Source organism: Microbacterium caowuchunii (assembly GCF_008727755.1).
Classification (GTDB): domain Bacteria; phylum Actinomycetota; class Actinomycetes; order Actinomycetales; family Microbacteriaceae; genus Microbacterium; species Microbacterium caowuchunii.
Window position 1 is genome coordinate 666,094 of sequence record NZ_CP044231.1, and the last position, 16,914, is coordinate 683,007.

The 16,914-nt window shown below is 69.5% G+C and carries 17 protein-coding genes; 16 read left to right on the top strand and 1 reads right to left on the bottom strand.

All coding sequences use genetic code 11. The annotated features are described in order from the left end of the window. The first annotated feature begins 15 nt into the window (after positions 1–15). The 14 genes from F6J84_RS03135 to F6J84_RS03200 all read left to right on the top strand — a co-directional run bounded on the left by F6J84_RS03135 (position 16) and on the right by F6J84_RS03200 (position 14,134). On the top strand, positions 16–573 hold the full coding sequence (locus tag F6J84_RS03135) for a UGSC family (seleno)protein (RefSeq protein ID WP_150971308.1): 558 nt from the start codon (positions 16–18) through the stop codon (positions 571–573). After that, on the top strand, positions 570–1,637 hold the full coding sequence (locus tag F6J84_RS03140; RefSeq protein ID WP_150971310.1) for a hypothetical protein: 1,068 nt from the start codon (positions 570–572) through the stop codon (positions 1,635–1,637). Before F6J84_RS03135 ends, F6J84_RS03140 begins: the two co-directional genes overlap by 4 nt. Further along, positions 1,634–2,500: an SDR family NAD(P)-dependent oxidoreductase gene (locus F6J84_RS03145; RefSeq protein ID WP_202980470.1), complete on the top strand. Its 867-nt coding sequence runs from the start codon at positions 1,634–1,636 to the stop codon at positions 2,498–2,500. The genes F6J84_RS03140 and F6J84_RS03145 overlap by 4 nt, the downstream gene beginning before the upstream one ends. Before the next feature lie 50 nt (positions 2,501–2,550). Then, entirely contained in the window at positions 2,551–3,660 is a 1,110-nt protein-coding gene (locus F6J84_RS03150) for a zinc-dependent alcohol dehydrogenase (RefSeq protein ID WP_150892981.1), read from the top strand. A 21-nt stretch (positions 3,661–3,681) separates the two neighbouring features. Then, a complete protein-coding gene (locus F6J84_RS03155) occupies positions 3,682–4,686 on the top strand; it encodes an amidohydrolase family protein (protein WP_150971314.1) in 1,005 nt (334 codons plus the stop codon). A 155-nt stretch (positions 4,687–4,841) separates the two neighbouring features. Beyond that, a complete protein-coding gene (locus F6J84_RS03160; protein WP_191905737.1) occupies positions 4,842–6,620 on the top strand; it encodes an ABC transporter substrate-binding protein in 1,779 nt (592 codons plus the stop codon). Next, positions 6,613–7,647, top strand: coding sequence for an ABC transporter permease (locus F6J84_RS03165; protein WP_202980471.1), 1,035 nt, complete (start codon positions 6,613–6,615; stop codon positions 7,645–7,647). Before F6J84_RS03160 ends, F6J84_RS03165 begins: the two co-directional genes overlap by 8 nt. Then, entirely contained in the window at positions 7,634–8,527 is an 894-nt protein-coding gene (locus F6J84_RS03170; RefSeq protein ID WP_150892978.1) for an ABC transporter permease, read from the top strand. Before F6J84_RS03165 ends, F6J84_RS03170 begins: the two co-directional genes overlap by 14 nt. Beyond that, positions 8,524–9,660: an ABC transporter ATP-binding protein gene (locus F6J84_RS03175; protein WP_150971318.1), complete on the top strand. Its 1,137-nt coding sequence runs from the start codon at positions 8,524–8,526 to the stop codon at positions 9,658–9,660. The genes F6J84_RS03170 and F6J84_RS03175 overlap by 4 nt, the downstream gene beginning before the upstream one ends. After that, positions 9,657–10,766: an ABC transporter ATP-binding protein gene (locus F6J84_RS03180; RefSeq protein WP_150971320.1), complete on the top strand. Its 1,110-nt coding sequence runs from the start codon at positions 9,657–9,659 to the stop codon at positions 10,764–10,766. The genes F6J84_RS03175 and F6J84_RS03180 overlap by 4 nt, the downstream gene beginning before the upstream one ends. Positions 10,767–10,946: 180 nt before the next feature. Beyond that, on the top strand, positions 10,947–11,564 hold the full coding sequence (locus tag F6J84_RS03185; protein ID WP_150971322.1) for a hypothetical protein: 618 nt from the start codon (positions 10,947–10,949) through the stop codon (positions 11,562–11,564). Positions 11,565–11,574: 10 nt separating this feature from the next. Next, the gene (locus F6J84_RS03190) at positions 11,575–12,168 is read left to right on the top strand and encodes a TetR/AcrR family transcriptional regulator (protein ID WP_150971324.1); all 594 of its coding nucleotides are present in this window, start codon (positions 11,575–11,577) and stop codon (positions 12,166–12,168) included. Positions 12,169–12,275: 107 nt separating this feature from the next. Continuing rightward, positions 12,276–13,565, top strand: a complete 1,290-nt coding sequence (locus F6J84_RS03195; RefSeq protein WP_150971326.1) for an O-acetylhomoserine aminocarboxypropyltransferase/cysteine synthase family protein — start codon at positions 12,276–12,278, stop codon at positions 13,563–13,565. After that, a complete protein-coding gene (locus tag F6J84_RS03200) occupies positions 13,562–14,134 on the top strand; it encodes a CoA-binding protein (RefSeq protein ID WP_150971328.1) in 573 nt (190 codons plus the stop codon). Before F6J84_RS03195 ends, F6J84_RS03200 begins: the two co-directional genes overlap by 4 nt. Positions 14,135–14,164: 30 nt before the next feature. Here F6J84_RS03200 and F6J84_RS03205 read toward each other — a convergent pair whose 3' ends face one another. Continuing rightward, the gene (locus F6J84_RS03205; protein ID WP_150971330.1) at positions 14,165–14,836 is read right to left on the bottom strand and encodes a TetR/AcrR family transcriptional regulator; all 672 of its coding nucleotides are present in this window, start codon (positions 14,834–14,836) and stop codon (positions 14,165–14,167) included. A 90-nt stretch (positions 14,837–14,926) separates the two neighbouring features. Here F6J84_RS03205 and F6J84_RS03210 point away from each other — a divergent pair, with 90 nt between their 5' ends. Both F6J84_RS03210 and F6J84_RS03215 read left to right on the top strand, forming a co-directional pair. Further along, positions 14,927–15,940: an SDR family NAD(P)-dependent oxidoreductase gene (locus F6J84_RS03210; protein WP_150971332.1), complete on the top strand. Its 1,014-nt coding sequence runs from the start codon at positions 14,927–14,929 to the stop codon at positions 15,938–15,940. Positions 15,941–16,092: 152 nt separating this feature from the next. Beyond that, the gene (locus tag F6J84_RS03215) at positions 16,093–16,896 is read left to right on the top strand and encodes a sulfite exporter TauE/SafE family protein (protein WP_238702577.1); all 804 of its coding nucleotides are present in this window, start codon (positions 16,093–16,095) and stop codon (positions 16,894–16,896) included. The last annotated feature ends 18 nt before the right edge of the window (positions 16,897–16,914 follow it).

Below are 16,914 nucleotides of genomic sequence, written 5' to 3' on the forward strand. Positions count from 1 at the left end.
GGGAAAGGAAGACCCATGCCCAACGCCATACTCGACCCGACCGGCCGTGCCGCGGCCGATCAGGAGGCTGCACCGTCCGTGCACGCCCCCCGCCCCGCGTCGCTCGCCGGAGTCCGCATCGGGCTCCTGGACAACACGAAGCACAACGCCATGCTGTTCCTCCAGACGGTGGGCGAGCTGCTGGTGGAGAAGCACGGTGCCGCCGGAGTCAGCATCGTCGAGACCAAGCAGAGCTTCTCGATCCCCGTCGACGAGACGATCGTCGGGCGATACCGGGACAGCTGCGACGTCGTGATCACGGGCGTCGGAGACTGCGGATCGTGCAGCGCCGCCGCCGTCGCCGACGGCATCAACTTCGAACGCGCGGGGCTGCCCGCCGCGGTCGTCCTCACCGACGCGTTCCTGACCACCGGACGCATGATGGCGGGCGTGCAGGGCGATCCCGACTACGAGTGGATCACCACGGAGCACCCGATGGCCGCGCTGACGGAGGAACAGGTGCGCGAGCGTGCCGCCGGCCTCCTGCCGCAGGTCGTCGGAATGCTCCTCGGAGAGACGGAGACGGCACGATGACCACCACCACCCCCACCGAGACCGACATCCTGGATCCCGACATCGCGCAGGCGGCCATCGAGCACTGCTACGAGCAGGGCTGGTCGGACGGTCTGCCGCTCGTCCCGGCGAGCCGGCCGCTCGTCGATCGTTTCCTCGAGGCCGGCGGACGCCCGGCGGAGGAGATCATCGGCCGGATGCCGCAGGTCGATCGCACGGTCACCGTGGAGCTGGCCGCGATCAACGCGGCCATGGCCGGATGCAAGCCCGAGTACTTCCCGGTCGTCCTGGCCGCCTGGGAGGCGCTCATGCGGGAGCGTGCGACCGGCGGCGGCGGATGGCAGTCCACCAGCGGCCCGGCTCCTCTGATCATCGTGAACGGGCCGATCCGCGAAGAGCTCGGCTTCAACAGCACGGGCGGCGTGTTCGGGCCCGGGTTCCGGGCGAACGCGACCGTCGCCCGCGCCATCGGACTCATCGTGCGTAACGCCTTCGGCGTCATCCCGCACGAGCTGGAGCAGGCGACCCAGGGGGTGCCCGGCCGGTGGTCGATCTGCTTCGGTGAGAACGAGGAGGACAGCCCGTGGCCGCCGCTGGCGGAGAGCCGCGGCGTGCCCGGGAACGCGGTCACGACCACCCTCCTGCGCACCTGCGAGTACGTCGACAACCGGCACACCACCGACCCGGAGCAGCTGCTGAGCGACTTCGCCGACACCATCGGACGCTCCGGCTCCTGGATCTTCAAGAACGCCATGGTGGGGGTCGTCCTCTGCCCCGAGCACGCCCGGCTGCTCGCCGATGCCGGCTACAGCCGGGAGGACGTGGCTGCCTGGCTCGCCCGGCATTCCGGCCGCTCGAGCGACCAGCTCGCCCGTGCCGGCAAGGACTTCGCGGAGAAGGGCGTGCGTCGCCCCGGTGACGGCGCCGGCTCGGAGACCTTCCAGCGCACGGTCGCCGAGGGCGCCGAGGACAAGGTGCTGATCGCCGTCGCGGGATCGCGGACGGCGGGCATCTCCATGGTGGTGCGCTTCTTCGCCGACTGGTCCGGCATCTCCGTGCCGATCACCACGGGGGAGGCGTCGTGACGGCTGCGCCCGGCACGCTGGACCCCCTCGAGGACCCGCTCGCGCACCTTGGCGAGCAGTGGATGACCGGACGGACCGCACTCGTGACCGGCGCCGGGCAGAACGGCGATCTCCCGGGCGTCGGGTACGCCATCGCGCGACTGCTCGCCGCGCACGGCGCCCGAGTCGCGGTGCTGGACCGGTCGCAGGAAGCGGCCGACCGCACCGTGGAACGGATCCGCGCGAGCGGGGGAGAGGCCATCCCCATCGTCGCCGACGTCACCGACGACCTCGAATGCGACCGTGCCGTCGACGAGGCGGCCCGGTTGCTGGGCGGTCTCGACACACTCGTCAACAACGTCGCGAGCGGTGACCGCGCCGGCATCTTCGATGTGACCCCGGAGCGCTTCTCCGAACTCATCGACATCAACCTGAAGTCCGCCTGGTACGTCACCCGGCACGCCGTCCCGCTGATGCCCCGGGGCAGCGCCATCCTCAACATCTCCTCCGTCGGTGTGCGGGGACGCGGGCCGGGCATGCCGTACTGCGTCGCCAAGGCGGGCGTCGAGAACATGACGGAGGGTGCGGCCACGACGCTGGGTCCGCAGGGGATCCGCGTGAACGGCATCGCCGTGGGCGCGATCTGGGGGTCGTTCGCCGCGTCCAACATGGACGAGAACATGCGCGAACCCCGCCGCAAGGCGACCACCCTGAAATCGGAGGGATCCGCGTGGGACATCGCCCACGCCGCGCTCTTCCTGCTCAGCGACCGAGCGCGGTGGGTGACCGGGCAGATCCTCGCCGTCGACGGCGGGCCGATGAGTTTCTTCCCGCCCGGACCGCCGATCACCTCCGTTCCCAAGAGCGCCGTCGCGGCGCACTGACCCAGGCGCGGCGACGAAGCCCCGACCACGACAGAAACGAGAAAGACGACATGACTCAGATGGTGCGCGCAGCGGTGCAGACCGGTCCGCGGAAGATCGAGATGCGCGAGTTCCCGCGGCCGCAGATCGGCCCCGACGACGGGCTGCTCCGGGTGGAGGCGAACGGCATCTGCGGAAGCGATGTGGAGATCTTCCGCGGGCACATCGGTGCCCCCGACCGGGGACCGTTCATCCCCGGCCACGAGCCGATGGGCATCATCGAGGAGGTCGGCGAGCGTGCGGCCGAGCGCTGGGGAGTCCAGGTGGGCGACCGGGTCGCACTCGAGGTCATCGTCCCCTGCCGCGCCTGCGACGACTGCCTCACCGGGCGCTACCAGGCGTGCCGATTCCGTAAGTACGGGCACGGTGTGACCGGCATCGAGGTGGCACCGACCCTCTGGGGCGGGTTCGCCGAGTACATGTACATCTCGCCGAACTCCGTCGTCCACAAGATCGACAAGACCCTGCCGGCGGAGATCGCGGCCATGTACAACCCGCTCGGCGCGGGAGTGCGCTGGGCTGTCGGCCTGGGGGAGGTAGGTCTCGGGGACAGCCTGCTGGTGCTGGGTGCGGGCCAGCGTGGACTCGCCGCGGTCATCGCCGCGAAGGCCGCCGGCGCAGAGAACATCATCGTCACCGGTCTCGCCTCCGACGCGCACAAGCTGGAGATCGCGCGCGAACTCGGCGCCGATCACACCGTCGTCGTCGACGGCGACGAGGGCAGGGACATCGTCGAGGCCGTGCAGGAGATCACCGACGGCCGCGGTGTCGACGTGGCGCTGGATCTGACCCCGATGGCAGGCGGGCCGATCACGGATGCTCTCAAGAGCGTCCGCCACGGCGGCCGGGTGGTTCTGGCGGGCCTCAAGGGCAGTCGGGAGATCCCGCTCGTCACGGACATCATCATCAACCGCGCCATCACGATCAAGGGCGCGTTCGGCGTGGATGTCGACGCGAACCGCAAGGCCATCGCCCTGCTCGAATCCGGCCGCTTCCCGCTGGAGAAGCTGCACACGCACACCTTCGGACTGGACGAGGTCGGCCTCGCCATCGACACCCTCGCGGGTGAGACCGAGGACAAGTCGGCCATCCACGTGTCCGTCCACCCGAACTTCTCCTGACCCGACGACGAGAGGCATCCCGTGATCATCGACGCACACGCCCATTTCCTGCCCAAGGACTACCCGGCTGACGCCCCCGAGTGCTTCCCGCACATGGAGCCCATCGAGGACAGCACCAATCGGCTGCTCGTCTTCGGTGCCACCCGCTTCCCGGCGAAGGAGGTGTTCTTCGAAGCCGAACGCCGGATCGAGGCCATGGACGCCTCCGGGGTCGACGCGGAGGTCATCAGCCCGATGCCGCCCCTGCTGAAGTACGACCTCCCCGCCGCCGACGGGCTCTCGCTCGCCCGGCACGTCAACGACTTCACGGCCGAGCTCACCTCGCATGCACCGGAGCGCATGTTCGGTCTCGGCATGGTCCCCATGCAGGACCCGGACGCCGCGACCGCCGAGCTCGCCGCGATCAAGGCCGCGGGGCTCGATGGTGTGGAGATCGCGTCCAACATCCTCGGCAGCTCCATCGGAGATGAGAAGTTCCTGCCGTTCTTCCAGGAGGTCGAGCGGCTCGGTCTGTCGGTCTTCGTGCACGCCATGCCCTCGCCCATGGACCGTCTCCCGATGTCCGCAATGGGGACGTACGTCGTGGGCATCGAGGGGATGTTCGCCGCGGCATCGATGATCCTCGGCGGCACCGCTGCCGCCTGCCCCGATCTGCGAATCTCCTTCAGCCACGCGGCCGGTGGTCTGGCGATGATGCTGCCCCGGGCCAACTACTTCTGGGGCGGGTCCTGGAACGAGGAGCCCAAGGACCCGAGCCGTGCCGTCATGCCCGAAGACGGGCCGTCTCCGCTGGAGTACGCCCGCCGGTTCTACTACGACTCGATGGTGTTCGACCGGCGCACCATCCGTTACCTCATCGACCTGCTCGGAGCCGATCGCCTGCTCGTCGGATCGGACTTCCCGGCGATGCTCCGCGAGGAGCCGACCGCGAAGACGCTGATGTCGATGGACCTTCCGCACGACGAATGGGAGGACATCAGCTGGCGCAACGCGATGCGTTGGCTGGGCCGGGAAAGCGCCTCCTGATCACGCTGGATGCCGGTCCTGCCATCCCGCGGAATTCGCGTAGATCGGCATCCAGCACTCGGAAAGACTGCCCTCCAAGCCCGGAAAACCGGGCCTCTGCGGCGCTGAAGCCGCCGCGACAACTCCGGAACGCTACGTCCAAGGGGAAGCGTCACATGAAAAGAATTCGCAACGAAGGAAGGTCAGCAGCGCGGCTGATCGGCTCGTTCGCCGTCGTGCTGGGCCTGGGATTGACCTCGGTGGCCTGCGCCCCCGGCGGGCAGTCCGACGCCACCGATGAGGGAAAGAGCGGTGAGCCGCAGAGCGGCGGCGATCTGACCGTGCTGCTCGACGCCGGATTCGCGGGAGGCTGGGCCACCGGCCTCGACCCCGCGACCAGCAACACGACCGGGGCGAACCTGCCCCAGAACAGCGCGATCTTCGGCGGCCTGTTCACCCTCGAGTCCGAGGAGGGCGCGGAGGCAGAGATCGTGCCGAACCAGGCCGAGAGCTACGAGTGGACCGACGAGGGCCGCACGCTCACGATCACGCTCCGCGACGGCATCACTTTCACCGACGGCACTCCGATGGATGCCGACGCCGTCCTGTGGAACTGGATCCGGGCTCTGAACTCGGGCAGCACCGGCGCTCCCCGGATCGATCTGAAGACCGACGGGCCGGCGCCGACGCTGGACCCGGAGTTCATGGACAGCCTCTGGGCAGCCCTGCCGGAGGACGTCAACAAGGCGGACGTCGAGAGCGACCTCACCGCCATCCAGGTCGTGGATGACCTGACCCTCAAGATCCAGCTCAACACGGTGAACGGCTCGCTCCTCAACAGCTTCCCGGGCACCAACCTCAACCTCATCGGCTCGCCGACGGCGTACGCCGAGATGGGGGCGGAGGCGTTCAGCCTGATGCCCGTCGCAGCCGGCCCGTTCATCGTCACCAGCGACAAGCTCAATGAGCGGCTCGAGCTGGAGAAGAACCCGGACTACTTCAAGGAGGGGCTGCCGTACCTCGACGAGCTGACGTTCCAGTCCGTCGCCGGTGACCAGGTCGCCTACCAGACGCTGCTGGCGGGCCAGGGTGACGTCATCGAGGGTCTCAGCTCGGTCACGCTCATCGAGGAGGCGGAGAAGAACCCCGATGTGAAGGTGGTCCTCGGAGCGCCCACATCGCCGTACGTGATCCAGCTGAACAGCCGCATCGCGCCGTTCGACGACAAGCGTGCCCGAGAGGCGATCTACTACGCGACCGACTTCGACGCGATCAATGAGGGCCTGTTCAAGGGGCAGGGCGAGATGAGCCAGTCCTTCACCGCCTCCGGCGGTCTGTTCTGGGAGCCCGATGTCGAGGGCTACCGCACCTACGACCCCGAGAAGGCCAAGGAGATCGTCGAGGAGCTCGGCGGGCTGAAGGTCACCCTCGGCACCACCGACATCGTCACCGCCCGGTCCGTGACCACCGCCCTGCAGACGCAGTGGGCGGAAGCCGGTATCGATGTCGAGATCGAGGCGCAGGCCCTCGGCGACGTGATCAGCGACTTCGTCGGCGGGCAGTGGGAGGCGATGCTGCAGACCGCTGGAGCATGGGACCCGTCGGTCGGCATCGGCGTGAGCGTCCGGTTCGGTTCCACCTCGCCGTACAGCGGCGCGCCGCTGCCGGAGGGTGCGGCCAACGCCGGGGACGCCCTGGCCCGGGGGCTCGAGACCGAGCTCGACCAGCTCCTCGCCGACTCGATCGCCACGATCGATCCCGAGGAGCGGAAGGCCCGCTACGCAGCCGTCGCGAAGTACATCTCCGATGAGGCGTACGGACCCTTCGGTATGGCGTTCAGCCCCGCCCAGGTCATGCGCAAGAACGTCTACGGTCCCGGGCTGACCACGCCCATCCCGGCGCTCGCGGTCAACCAGGGCGTCCTGTACGACCGGGTCTGGGTCGAGAGTGACTAACACCGTCGAAGAGACGACGTCCATCCGGACCGAGGAGCGCTCGTCGCTCCTCGGCCGGGTGGCCGGCTCCCCCCTGGTCCGGCTCATCGTCCGGCGGGTGCTGATCGCCATCCCCCTGCTGTTCGCGATCAGTGTCCTGGTGTTCGCCCTCCTGGAGGCCATGCCGGGAGACCCTGCCCGTCAGCAGGCGGGCATGGACGCCACCGAGGAGGAGGTCGAGTCCGTCCGGAAGCGCCTCGGCTTGGACCGGTCCCCGGTCGAGCGGTACGTCTCGTGGCTGCTGGGATTCCTGACCGGCAACCTGGGTCGTTCGACCGTGAGTGGTCAGTCCGTCGCCGTTCTGGTGGGCGAGCGGATGGCGGTGACGATGGAGCTGGTGCTCCTCGCGTTCGCTCTCTCGCTCGTGATCGCCCTTCCCATCGCCCTCCTCGCCGCCCGCAAGCCCGGCGGGGTGTTCGACCGCATCGTCATGGTCATCTCCATGACCCTGCTCGCGGTTCCGAACTACGTGCTGGCGCTCCTGCTGGTCCTGGTCTTCGCCGTGAGCCTGCGCACCCTGCCCGCCATCGGCTTCGTTCCGATAGAGGACGGACTGTGGGAGAACCTCCGATCGGTCACCCTCCCCGTGCTCGCCCTCGGCGTGCCGATCTCCTGCTTCTACGCGCGATTCCTGCGCGGCGACCTCGTCGAGCAGATGAACTCCGCGGACTACATCGAGACCGCGCGGGCGAAGGGCGTCGGTCCGTGGCGGGTGCTCTGGGTGCACGCCTTCCGCAACTCGTCGTTCGGACTGCTGACCCTCGTCGGTCTCAACGTCGGCGGGCTCGTCGGAGGCACGATCATCATCGAGCAGATCTTCGCGATGCCGGGCCTCGGCATGATGATGCTCCAGGGCGCCATGTCCCGGGATGTCGCGGTCGTGCAGATCTGTGTCTTCATCTTCGCGGCGGTTGCCGTGTTCGCCAATCTCGTTGTGGACGTGATGTACGCCGTCCTGGACCCGAGGATCCGCTATGGCTCTCGCTGACGCCGCCACCACCGCCCGCGTCCTTGCCCCCGCTGTCGTAGACCCGTCCGAGCGCAGCATGCGCTGGGCCAAGATCCGACGTCGGCTGATCGTCGCGATCCCTGGTGGGGTCGTGGGCTTCCTGCTCGTCCTGTGCTTCATCGGGCCGTTCGTGCTGCCGCTGCCCTCGCCGATCGGCGGCAGCGTGCTCGACAGTGCCCTGCCTCCGGGATCCCCGGGGCATCCACTGGGCACGGACGTCAACGGGAACGATGTCCTCTCGCGGCTCCTGTTCGGCGGGCGGACCTCGCTCACGGTGGCCATCGCGGTCAATCTGATCGGAACGGTCGTCGGCGGGATCATCGGCGCCATCGCCGCCTACCTCGGCGGCATCACGGACACGATCATCATGCGGGCGCTCGACGTGCTGATCGCGTTCCCGTCGCTCGTGCTCACCATCGCGATCGCGCAGGCGCTCGGACCCAGCCTGCCGAACACCGTGCTCGCGCTGTGCGCGTTCAGCATCCCGGCCGTCGCCCGCATCTCGCGGTCGGCCACCCTGCGCGTGGTCAACATGCCGTTCATCCAGGCGGCGGAGCTCAGCGGAAGCCCGTCCTGGCGCATCCTGCTCCGGCACATCGCGCCGAACATCATCCCCCAGATGCTGAACTTCGCGATGCTCGGAATGGGCATCGTGATCGTGACGGAGGGTGCGCTCAGCTTCCTCGGACTCGGCATCCCGGCCCCGCAGCCCAGCTGGGGAAACATGATCTACGAGGGCCAGCAGTCGCTGTCGGCGACGCCTCTGCTCGTCCTCTGGCCGAGCCTCGCACTGCTCGTGACGGTGCTGGCATTCAACCTCCTCGGTGAGAACGTCCGAGACGAAATGAGTGGTCGATGACGATGCTCGAAAAGACGACGACGGGTGGGCCCGGTGGGGGTGAGGACGACGCCGTCCTCACCGTGGACGACCTGCGGATCACCTTCTCGCGGGGCGGCAAGCTCATCCACGCGGTGAACGGGCTCTCCTACACCCTGCGGCGGGGACGGATGCTGGCCATCATCGGGGAGTCGGGTTCCGGCAAGTCGGTGAGCGTGCGCGCGCTCATGGGACTGCTCCCGCCGAGCGCCTACATCACGGGGTCTGCGCGGCTGCACGATATCGAGCTGATCGGGCGCAGCGACAAGGCGATGCGCGAGATCCGAGGACGAGACGTGGCGATGGTCTTCCAAGACCCCGCGCGATCGCTGAACCCGACCATGAGCGTCGGCGCCCAGATCACCGAGGCGCTGCGCATGCAGAGCGACATCTCCCGCAAAGCCGCGGCGGAACGCGCGGTCGAGCTGCTGAAGCTCGTCCGGCTGCCGGCGGCGGAACGGCGATTCCACGAGTACCCGCATCAGCTGTCCGGAGGCATGCGCCAGCGCGTCATGATCGCGATCGCCCTGGCCGGCAATCCCAAGGTCCTCATCGCCGACGAGGCGACCACCGCTCTGGACGTGACGACGCAGGCCCAGATCATGGAGTTGCTGGTCGACCTGCAGGAACGTCTGGGAACGGCGGTGATCCTGATCAGCCACGACCTCGGCCTGGCCGCCAGCTACGCCGACGATGTGCTCGTGATGTACGCGGGGCGCGCCGTGGAGCACGCCGCGACGGGCACCCTGTTCCGCAACGTCCGGATGCCGTACACGAAGGCCCTGCTCGGGGCCATCCCGCAGCTGACGACCGTGCCGCACTCGCAACTCACGGTGATCGGCGGCCAGCCGCCGGACCTCAGCGCGCTGCCGACCGGATGTCCGTTCCGCCCGCGCTGCCCGAAGGCGACCGAGAAGTGCGAGGAGGCGCCGCCGCTCGATGAACACGAGCCGGGCCACTGGTACGCCTGCTGGCATCCTGTGTCACGCGACGATCCGGCTCTGACCGGAGGCGCGATCGACGAGACCGCCCCGGAGGTCGCCGGTCCGCCGGCGAACGCGGACACGGAGGATGCATCCGCCGCAGCGGACGAACACGAGGAGGTCGTGCGATGACCCTGGCCGAACCGCACATCGACGCGGGCGCGGGGCAGTCCCGCGATGAGCCCATCCTGACCGTGGAGCACCTCGTGCAGGAGTTCGTCAGCCGAGGCCCGGGTGGCGTGAAGGCCGGCGTCGTGCACGCCGTGTCGGACGTCTCCTTCGAGCTGTATGCCGGACAGACCCTCGGGGTCGTCGGGGAGACCGGCTCCGGGAAGTCCACCCTCGCGCGCGCCGTCATCCAGGCGGACCCGCCGAAGTCCGGCTCCGTGGTGTTCCGCGGACGCGAGATGGTGGGGATGAAGAAGCGGCAGCTGCGTGCCGCCCGCGCCGAGATGCAGATGGTCTACCAGGACCCGTTCGGCTCGCTCAACCCGCGCTGGCGCGTGGAGGACGTCGTGGCCGAGCCGCTGCTCGGGCACGGCAGGATGAGCAGCGCGGATCGCCGTGTACGCGTGCGGGAGCTCCTCGACCTCGTCGGGCTCAACCCGGATCAGTACATGCGGCGCCGGCCGATGGAGCTCTCCGGCGGTCAGGCGCAACGCGTCGCGATCGCCCGTGCGATCGCGCTGAACCCCGCCTTGATCATCTGCGACGAGGCCATCTCCTCGCTCGACGTGCTCATCCAGGCGCAGGTGCTGAACCTGTTCGAGAAGCTGCGCCGCGAACTCGGCCTCGCCTACATCTTCATCGCCCACGACCTGGCCACGGTCAAGCAGATCAGCGACGTCGTCGCCGTCATGCACCTCGGCCAACTCGCGGAGATCGGTCCGTCCGAGGAGCTCTACCGCGCCCCTCGGCATCCGTACACGCGAGCGCTCCTGGACTCCATCCCCGGGCTCGACCCGGAGACGGGCGTGGCTCGCCGACCCGTTCCGATGAAGGGTGAGCCGCCGTCGCCGCTGCATCCGCCGAGCGGATGCCGATTCCGGACGCGGTGTCCGCGGGCGCAGGAGATCTGCGCGACGGTCGAGCCGAAGCTCGCCCAGGTGGGGGTGCCGGGTCATCGGGCGGCCTGCCACTTCCCGCTCGAGGACCCCGCGACGATCTCCGTCGAGTCGCTGCGCGCGTCCGCGCGACGCGCTCCCGCCGCCACGGAGACGGCCGCTCCGCCGGTCTGAGGCGTCCGCCGGATCACCGGCGTCACCGCTTGTTTACCGGGGTGAGCTCTCCGGAAACGTCGGCGAAACGAGGGCACGGAAAGGTGGGGGGATCGGGCGGCGCCCCTGTCGCCTGTGAGGCGTCCGGCGCGGCGGTCCCGCGGTGCGGCACGTCTGTGCCGCGACCCCGGATCCCCCACCATGACCGATCACGACACCGCACGGGACGTCCCCGCCGGACTCCCGCGCCCGTTGAGCTTCCGCGACCTCCCGCGCCGTCCCCTGGATGAGGGGACCGGGACGCTCCGGCGGATCTGGGCGGAGGAGGGGACCGGGTCGGAGCGCCGGTGGCAGGTGCAGCTCATCGAGCTGAAGGGGGCGGGCGGCGCGTTCCTCGCCCCCGACCACACGCATCAGCGCATCGTCGGGCTGTCCGGCCCCCAGGTCGCGCTCGGTGATCCGGAGCACTCGACGGCGCTGCGACGGGACAGCGCGCTGCTGGTGCGCTCGAGCGCGGTCTCCTTTCGGCGTCCGCGATTGCGGGTCACCGGGGTCAGCACCCTCCTCGTGCTGAGCTTCGCCGCTCTCGCCGTTCCGCCGATGCTGTCGTTCCATACCCTCGACGGCACGACCGAGGTGCCCATCGGCACGCGCGTGCTGCTGCATCTGCGTGGTGACCTGACCGTTGACGGGGTCCCCGCGGATCGCCAAGCCGCGTTGCTGCTCGACCCGCGGGCGGCGCACCGTGCCGTCGCGTCCGGCGCGCGCGTGCTCGCCGTGTCCGACGCGGTCGTCACGGTGGGGCAGGACGCCCCGTAGGATTCGGTCCATGTCGACGACCTGGCGGACCGAGCAGAAGGCGAACCGCCGCGCCGAGCTGCTGCGCACCGCCGCGGAACTGTTCGCGGAGCGCGGGTACGCCTCGGTCTCGACGGTCGAGCTGGGCGAGGCCGTCGGGATGAGCGGACCCGCCCTCTACAAGCATTTCCCCAGCAAGGAGGCACTCCTCGGTGAACTCCTCATCGACGCCAGCACGCACCTCAGCGAGGGCGGTCGGCGGATCGTCGAGGACGGGGACCCTCCGGTGCGGACGCTGGACCGGCTCATCGGCTTCCACATCGACTACACGACGACCTCGCCGGCGGTGATCCGGGTGCAGGACCGGGAACTCGCGCAGCTGTCGCCGGAAGCGAACCGCACGGTCCGCGCTCTGCAGCGCAGCTACGTGCAGGACTGGGATGCGGTGCTGGCCCGGGTCCGGCCAGAACTGGACTCGGCCGAACGCCAGATCCGTGTGCTCGGCTGCTTCGGCCTGCTGAACTCGACCCCGTACTTCGCCCAGGCGCACACCACGCAGACCGTGCGCGTGCTGACGGCCATGGCGCGCGACGCGCTGCGCGGATCGGGGACACCCGCGGCGTGACGCCGGCTCGCGTGCAGTGTTACGCGAGGCGTCATCGGAATCGGATGCCGCGTGCGCCGCGGATAGGCTCGGGGAGCCGCCGACTCCCACCCGAAGGGCTTCCCACCATGGCAGATCGCGAATACGGTTTCCGGACCCGCGCCATCCACGCCGGCAACATCCCGGATGCCGTCACCGGCGCCCGCGCGCTGCCCATCTACCAGTCGGCCTCCTTCGTCTTCGACGACACGGACGATGCGGCGGCCCGATTCGCGCTGCAGAAGTACGGCACGATCTACAGTCGGCTCGCCAACCCCACGACCGCCTCCTTCGAGGAGCGCATCGCGTCGCTGGAGCAAGGGCTCGGCGCCGTCGCGACCGCGAGCGGCCTGTCGGCCCAGTTCATCACCTTCGCCTCGCTGGCCGGGGCCGGCGACCACATCGTCGCGAGCGCGAACCTCTACGGCGGCTCGATCACCCAGCTGGACGTGACCCTGCGCCGGTTCGGGATCGAGACGACCTTCGTCGCATCCGCCGAACCCGCCGACTACGCCGCAGCCGTGACGGAGCGGACGAAGGCGATCTTCGCCGAGACGATCGCGAACCCCTCCGGCGAGATCGCCGACATCCAGGGCCTCGCCGACGTCGCGCGCGACGCCGGCGTGCCGCTGATCATCGACTCCACGGTGGCGACCCCGTACCTGTGCCGCCCGATCGAGTGGGGCGCCGACATCGTCATCCACTCCGCCACGAAGTTCCTGGGCGGACACGGGACGACGCTGGGCGGTGTCGTGGTGGAGTCCGGACGCTTCGACTGGAGCTCGGAGCGGTTCCCGCTGTTCACCGAGGAGGTACCGAGCTACGGCGGTATCGAGTGGTCCGGGAACTTCGGCGAGTACGCCTTCCTCACCCGGCTCCGCGCCGAGCAACTGCGCGACATCGGCCCCGCCCTCGCGCCGCACTCCGCGTTCCTCCTCGCGCAGGGCGTCGAGACCCTGCCGTTCCGGATGAAGGCGCACGTGGAGAACGCCCGTGCGGTCGCCGAGTGGCTGGACGCCGACCCGCGCGTCGAATACGTGAACTGGGCCGGTCTCCCGCAGCATCCGCACCACGACCGTGCTGCCACCTACCTTCCGGAGGGTCCGGGCGCGGTCTTCAGCTTCGGCGTGAAGGGCGGTCGGGCAGCGGGACGCACGTTCATCGAATCCGTCGACCTCGCCAGCCACCTCGCGAACATCGGCGACGCGAAGACCCTGGTCATCCACCCCGCCTCGACGACCCATGCGCAGCTCACCGAGCAGCAGCTGATCGACGGCGGCGTGCTCCCCGGGCTCGTCCGTATCAGCGTCGGCATCGAAGACGTCGACGACATCCTCTACGACCTCGACCAGGCGCTCGCCGCCGCCCAGGAGGCATGATGACCGAGGAACTCGTCTCGGCCCGGCTCGCCAACGGACTCACCTGCGCCCTGCCCGCCGCCTCGCCCCTCGCGAAGCTGCTGAAGTCGCAGCGCACCTGGGAAGGTCCGTCAGCCAAGGAACGGCTGGGGATCCTGCGTGCGGCCCGGAGCATCGCGATCGTGGGCGCCTCGGCCAACCCGGCACGCTCGAGCTACTTCGTGGGCACGTACCTGCTGCAGTCGAGCGACTACCGCGTGTACTTCGTCAATCCGAACGCCACCGAGATCCTGGGGCAGAAGGCCTACCCCGACCTGGCCTCCCTCCCCGAGGTGCCGGACATCGTCGATGTGTTCCGCAAGGCGAGCGACATCCCGGCCGTCATCGACGATGCCCTCGCCGTCGGCGCACCGGCCGTCTGGGTGCAGCTGGGGATCTGGAACGAGGATGCGGCGCGCTACGGCGAGGAGAAGGGGCTCACGGTGGTCATGGACCGGTGCCTGAAGATCGAGCACGCGCGCTTCCACGGCGGTCTGCACCTGATGGGCTTCGACACCGGGCAGATCAGCGCGCGCCGCACCCTGCGCTGAGCCGCTGTCGCTGCGCAGGCCCCTGCAGGCTCAGCCTCGGAGGCGCGCTTCCATCGCCGTCACGAAGGCGTCGACGTCGAACGCGAACTGTTCGTCGCTGAACGCCTCGAACCCGCTTCGGTCGAGATGCTGGAGGACCTCCAGTCCCGCAGGGCGTTCGTGCGCCATGAGGTCGCGGAACTCCGCCACCTGCGGATGGCCGCCGGAGGTGCGGCCGATGACCTCGTCTCGCGCGAATCCGGCGCTGATCGTGGTGAGCAGCAGCAGCGCACGGCCGGCGGTGACCCGGTCGAACCCCGCTGCGAGCATGCGCTCGATCACAGCCTCGGCGGGGCGGATGGCGCTGACCGCCGACACGGATGCGGTGCGGAACTGCAGGGCGAGATTGCCGGAGGCCAGCAGTGCCCGCCGGGTGCCCTCGGCGAACGCCCGGCAGGCGTCCCGCCAGTCGGAGCGGGGATCGATGTGGATCTCCGCGAACCGGCGCGTGAAGGTGTCCGCCGCGAGTAGCTCACGCAGTTCCTCCCGGCCGCCGACATGGTGGTTGAGCGCCTTCCGGTCGACCCCCAGGACATCGGCCACCGCCTGCATCGTGACGGCCTCCGGGTCAAGGCTGCGGGCAGCGGCGACGATCGCGTCGCGATCGAGTCCTGCGCGCTCGCCACGACCACGCCGTCGCGCGGGCGGAGCGGTGTCGGGCATGCGGATTTCCTTGTCTGGTCGGATGGCCGGGGAGTAACATTTCCCGTGCGGGAATATACCCTCGTTCCCGGATTCGAACAAGGAGAAACGATGTCGGAGAACACCACCCTCACGGCTAACAGCTCGATCGGTGAATGGCTGGAGCACCCCGTCGGCGGCGAACTCGTGCGCGGGCTGCTCGCCCAGTCGGGTGCCAAGGAGGAGTCCCTCGCGCCGGTGCGCGGGCTGCCGCTGCAGCAGCTCGTCGCCCTGAGCCAGGGGCAGATGCCTCAGTCCGTGATCGACGACCTCGTCCTCGCCGCCAACGGCGGCGTCGCTCCGGTCGAGGACGAGAGTGGCGTGTGGGTCGAGAAGACGACCCCGGGCCGCTTCGCCGGCAAGACCGTCATCGTCACCGGTGCCGCATCCGGCATCGGCCGCGCCACCGCCTCGCGCATCGCACGTGAGGGCGGGCGCGTCATCGCCGTCGACATCTCGGCCGACAAGCTCGACCAGTTCGCCGCGTCACTGCCGGACGCCGACATCGTGACGGTCGCGGGAGACATCACCGCCCAGGCCGACGTGGACGCGGTGGCCGCTGCCGCGGGTGACCGCATCCACGGGCTCGCGAACGTCGCCGGGGTGAACGACGATTTCTCCCCGCTGCACGAGACGAGCGACGCGATGTGGGACCGGGTCATGGCGATCAACGTCACCGGCTCCTTCAAGCTCGCGCGCGCGGTGCTGCCGGCCATGGTCGCGGCAGGATCCGGGTCCATCGTCAACGTCGCGAGCGAGGCGGGCCTGCGCGGGAACGCGTCGGGCAACTCGTACACGACCTCGAAGCACGCGGTGATCGGCATGACCAAGTCGGCCGCGTTCATGTACGGGCCGCAGGGCATCCGCGTGAACGCCGTCGCTCCCGGCGGGGTCGCCACCGGCATCCCGTTCCCGCCGCACGTCTCCGAGGCGGGTCAGGCCCGGCTCCAGCCCTTCCAGTCGCAGATCCCGACGCTCGCGACCGCCGAGCAGCTCGCCGCGTCGATCACGTTCCTGCTGTCGGACGACGGCGTCAACATCAACGGGGCGATCCTCGCCTCGGACGGCGGCTGGTCGGTCCAGTAGGTCCGTTCCCCGCGTCCGCCCCGCGGTTTTCGCGTGCGGAGCGGACGCGGGGACGTCCGTCCTCGCGGTTCCGGGCGCCTTCGGGGTGCCGCGGGGGAGCGCGGGGCGCGGGCGAAAAGAAGCCGTAACAGGCGAGGGCTAGGCTCGCTCACGTGATCCACGCCCCCGAGCACGCCTCCGCCGCGCGCGCCCCCGCCTTCTTCCTCACCTGCATCGGCACCGGCCTCCTCGCCGGCTTGCTCTCGGGGCTGTTCGGCGTCGGCGGCGGCACCGTGATCGTGCCGCTGCTGGTCATGTTCCTCACCTTCAACCAGCGGCTCGCCGCGGGCACCTCGCTCGCCGCGATCGTGCCCACCGCCGCGGTCGGGGTCGTGTCCTACGCGCTCAACGGATCGGTCGACTGGCTGGCCGCGATCCTCCTCGCCGCCGGCGCGATCGTCGGAACCCAGATCGGCACGTGGCTGCTGCCCCGGATCTCGCAGACGGCGCTGCGCTGGACGTTCGTGGCGTTCGTGGCCGTCGTGATCGTGAGTCTGTTCATCGTCATCCCCTCCCGTGACTCGCAGATCGACCTGACCGTCTGGTCGGGTATCGCGCTCGTCGTCGTGGGCGTGCTCACCGGCATCCTGTCCGGCCTCATCGGGGTCGGCGGCGGCGTCGTGGTCGTGCCCGTGCTCATCCTGCTCTTCGGTGCGAGCGACCTGGTGGCCAAGGGCACCTCACTGCTGTTCATGATCCCGGCGGCCATCTCGGGCACGATCGGGAATCTCCGCCGTAAGAACGTCGACCTGGTGGCGGCGGCCATCGTCGGCATCGCCGCCTGCACCACGACCGCTGTCGGTGCGTGGCTCGCGACCCTCATCTCCCCGTTGCTGGGCAACATCCTCTTCGCCGCGTTCCTGGTCTTCGTCGGCACGCAGATGGCCATCAAAGCGGTCCGCGGCCGTAAGCGCTGAGCCTGCGCATCCACCCTT

Excerpts from the sequence above, each read along its gene's own strand:
- F6J84_RS03135 (WP_150971308.1), top strand. The coding sequence starts at position 16 with ATGCCCAACGCCATACTCGACCCGACCGGCCGTGCCGCGGCCGATCAG.
- F6J84_RS03140 (WP_150971310.1), top strand. The coding sequence starts at position 570 with ATGACCACCACCACCCCCACCGAGACCGACATCCTGGATCCCGACATC.
- F6J84_RS03150 (WP_150892981.1), top strand. The coding sequence starts at position 2,551 with ATGACTCAGATGGTGCGCGCAGCGGTGCAGACCGGTCCGCGGAAGATC.
- F6J84_RS03160 (WP_191905737.1), top strand. The coding sequence starts at position 4,842 with ATGAAAAGAATTCGCAACGAAGGAAGGTCAGCAGCGCGGCTGATCGGC.
- F6J84_RS03170 (WP_150892978.1), top strand. The coding sequence starts at position 7,634 with ATGGCTCTCGCTGACGCCGCCACCACCGCCCGCGTCCTTGCCCCCGCT.
- F6J84_RS03175 (WP_150971318.1), top strand. The coding sequence starts at position 8,524 with ATGACGATGCTCGAAAAGACGACGACGGGTGGGCCCGGTGGGGGTGAG.
- F6J84_RS03180 (WP_150971320.1), top strand. The coding sequence starts at position 9,657 with ATGACCCTGGCCGAACCGCACATCGACGCGGGCGCGGGGCAGTCCCGC.
- F6J84_RS03185 (WP_150971322.1), top strand. The coding sequence starts at position 10,947 with ATGACCGATCACGACACCGCACGGGACGTCCCCGCCGGACTCCCGCGC.
- F6J84_RS03190 (WP_150971324.1), top strand. The coding sequence starts at position 11,575 with ATGTCGACGACCTGGCGGACCGAGCAGAAGGCGAACCGCCGCGCCGAG.
- F6J84_RS03195 (WP_150971326.1), top strand. The coding sequence starts at position 12,276 with ATGGCAGATCGCGAATACGGTTTCCGGACCCGCGCCATCCACGCCGGC.
- F6J84_RS03200 (WP_150971328.1), top strand. The coding sequence starts at position 13,562 with ATGATGACCGAGGAACTCGTCTCGGCCCGGCTCGCCAACGGACTCACC.
- F6J84_RS03205 (WP_150971330.1), bottom strand. The coding sequence starts at position 14,836 with ATGCCCGACACCGCTCCGCCCGCGCGACGGCGTGGTCGTGGCGAGCGC.
- F6J84_RS03210 (WP_150971332.1), top strand. The coding sequence starts at position 14,927 with ATGTCGGAGAACACCACCCTCACGGCTAACAGCTCGATCGGTGAATGG.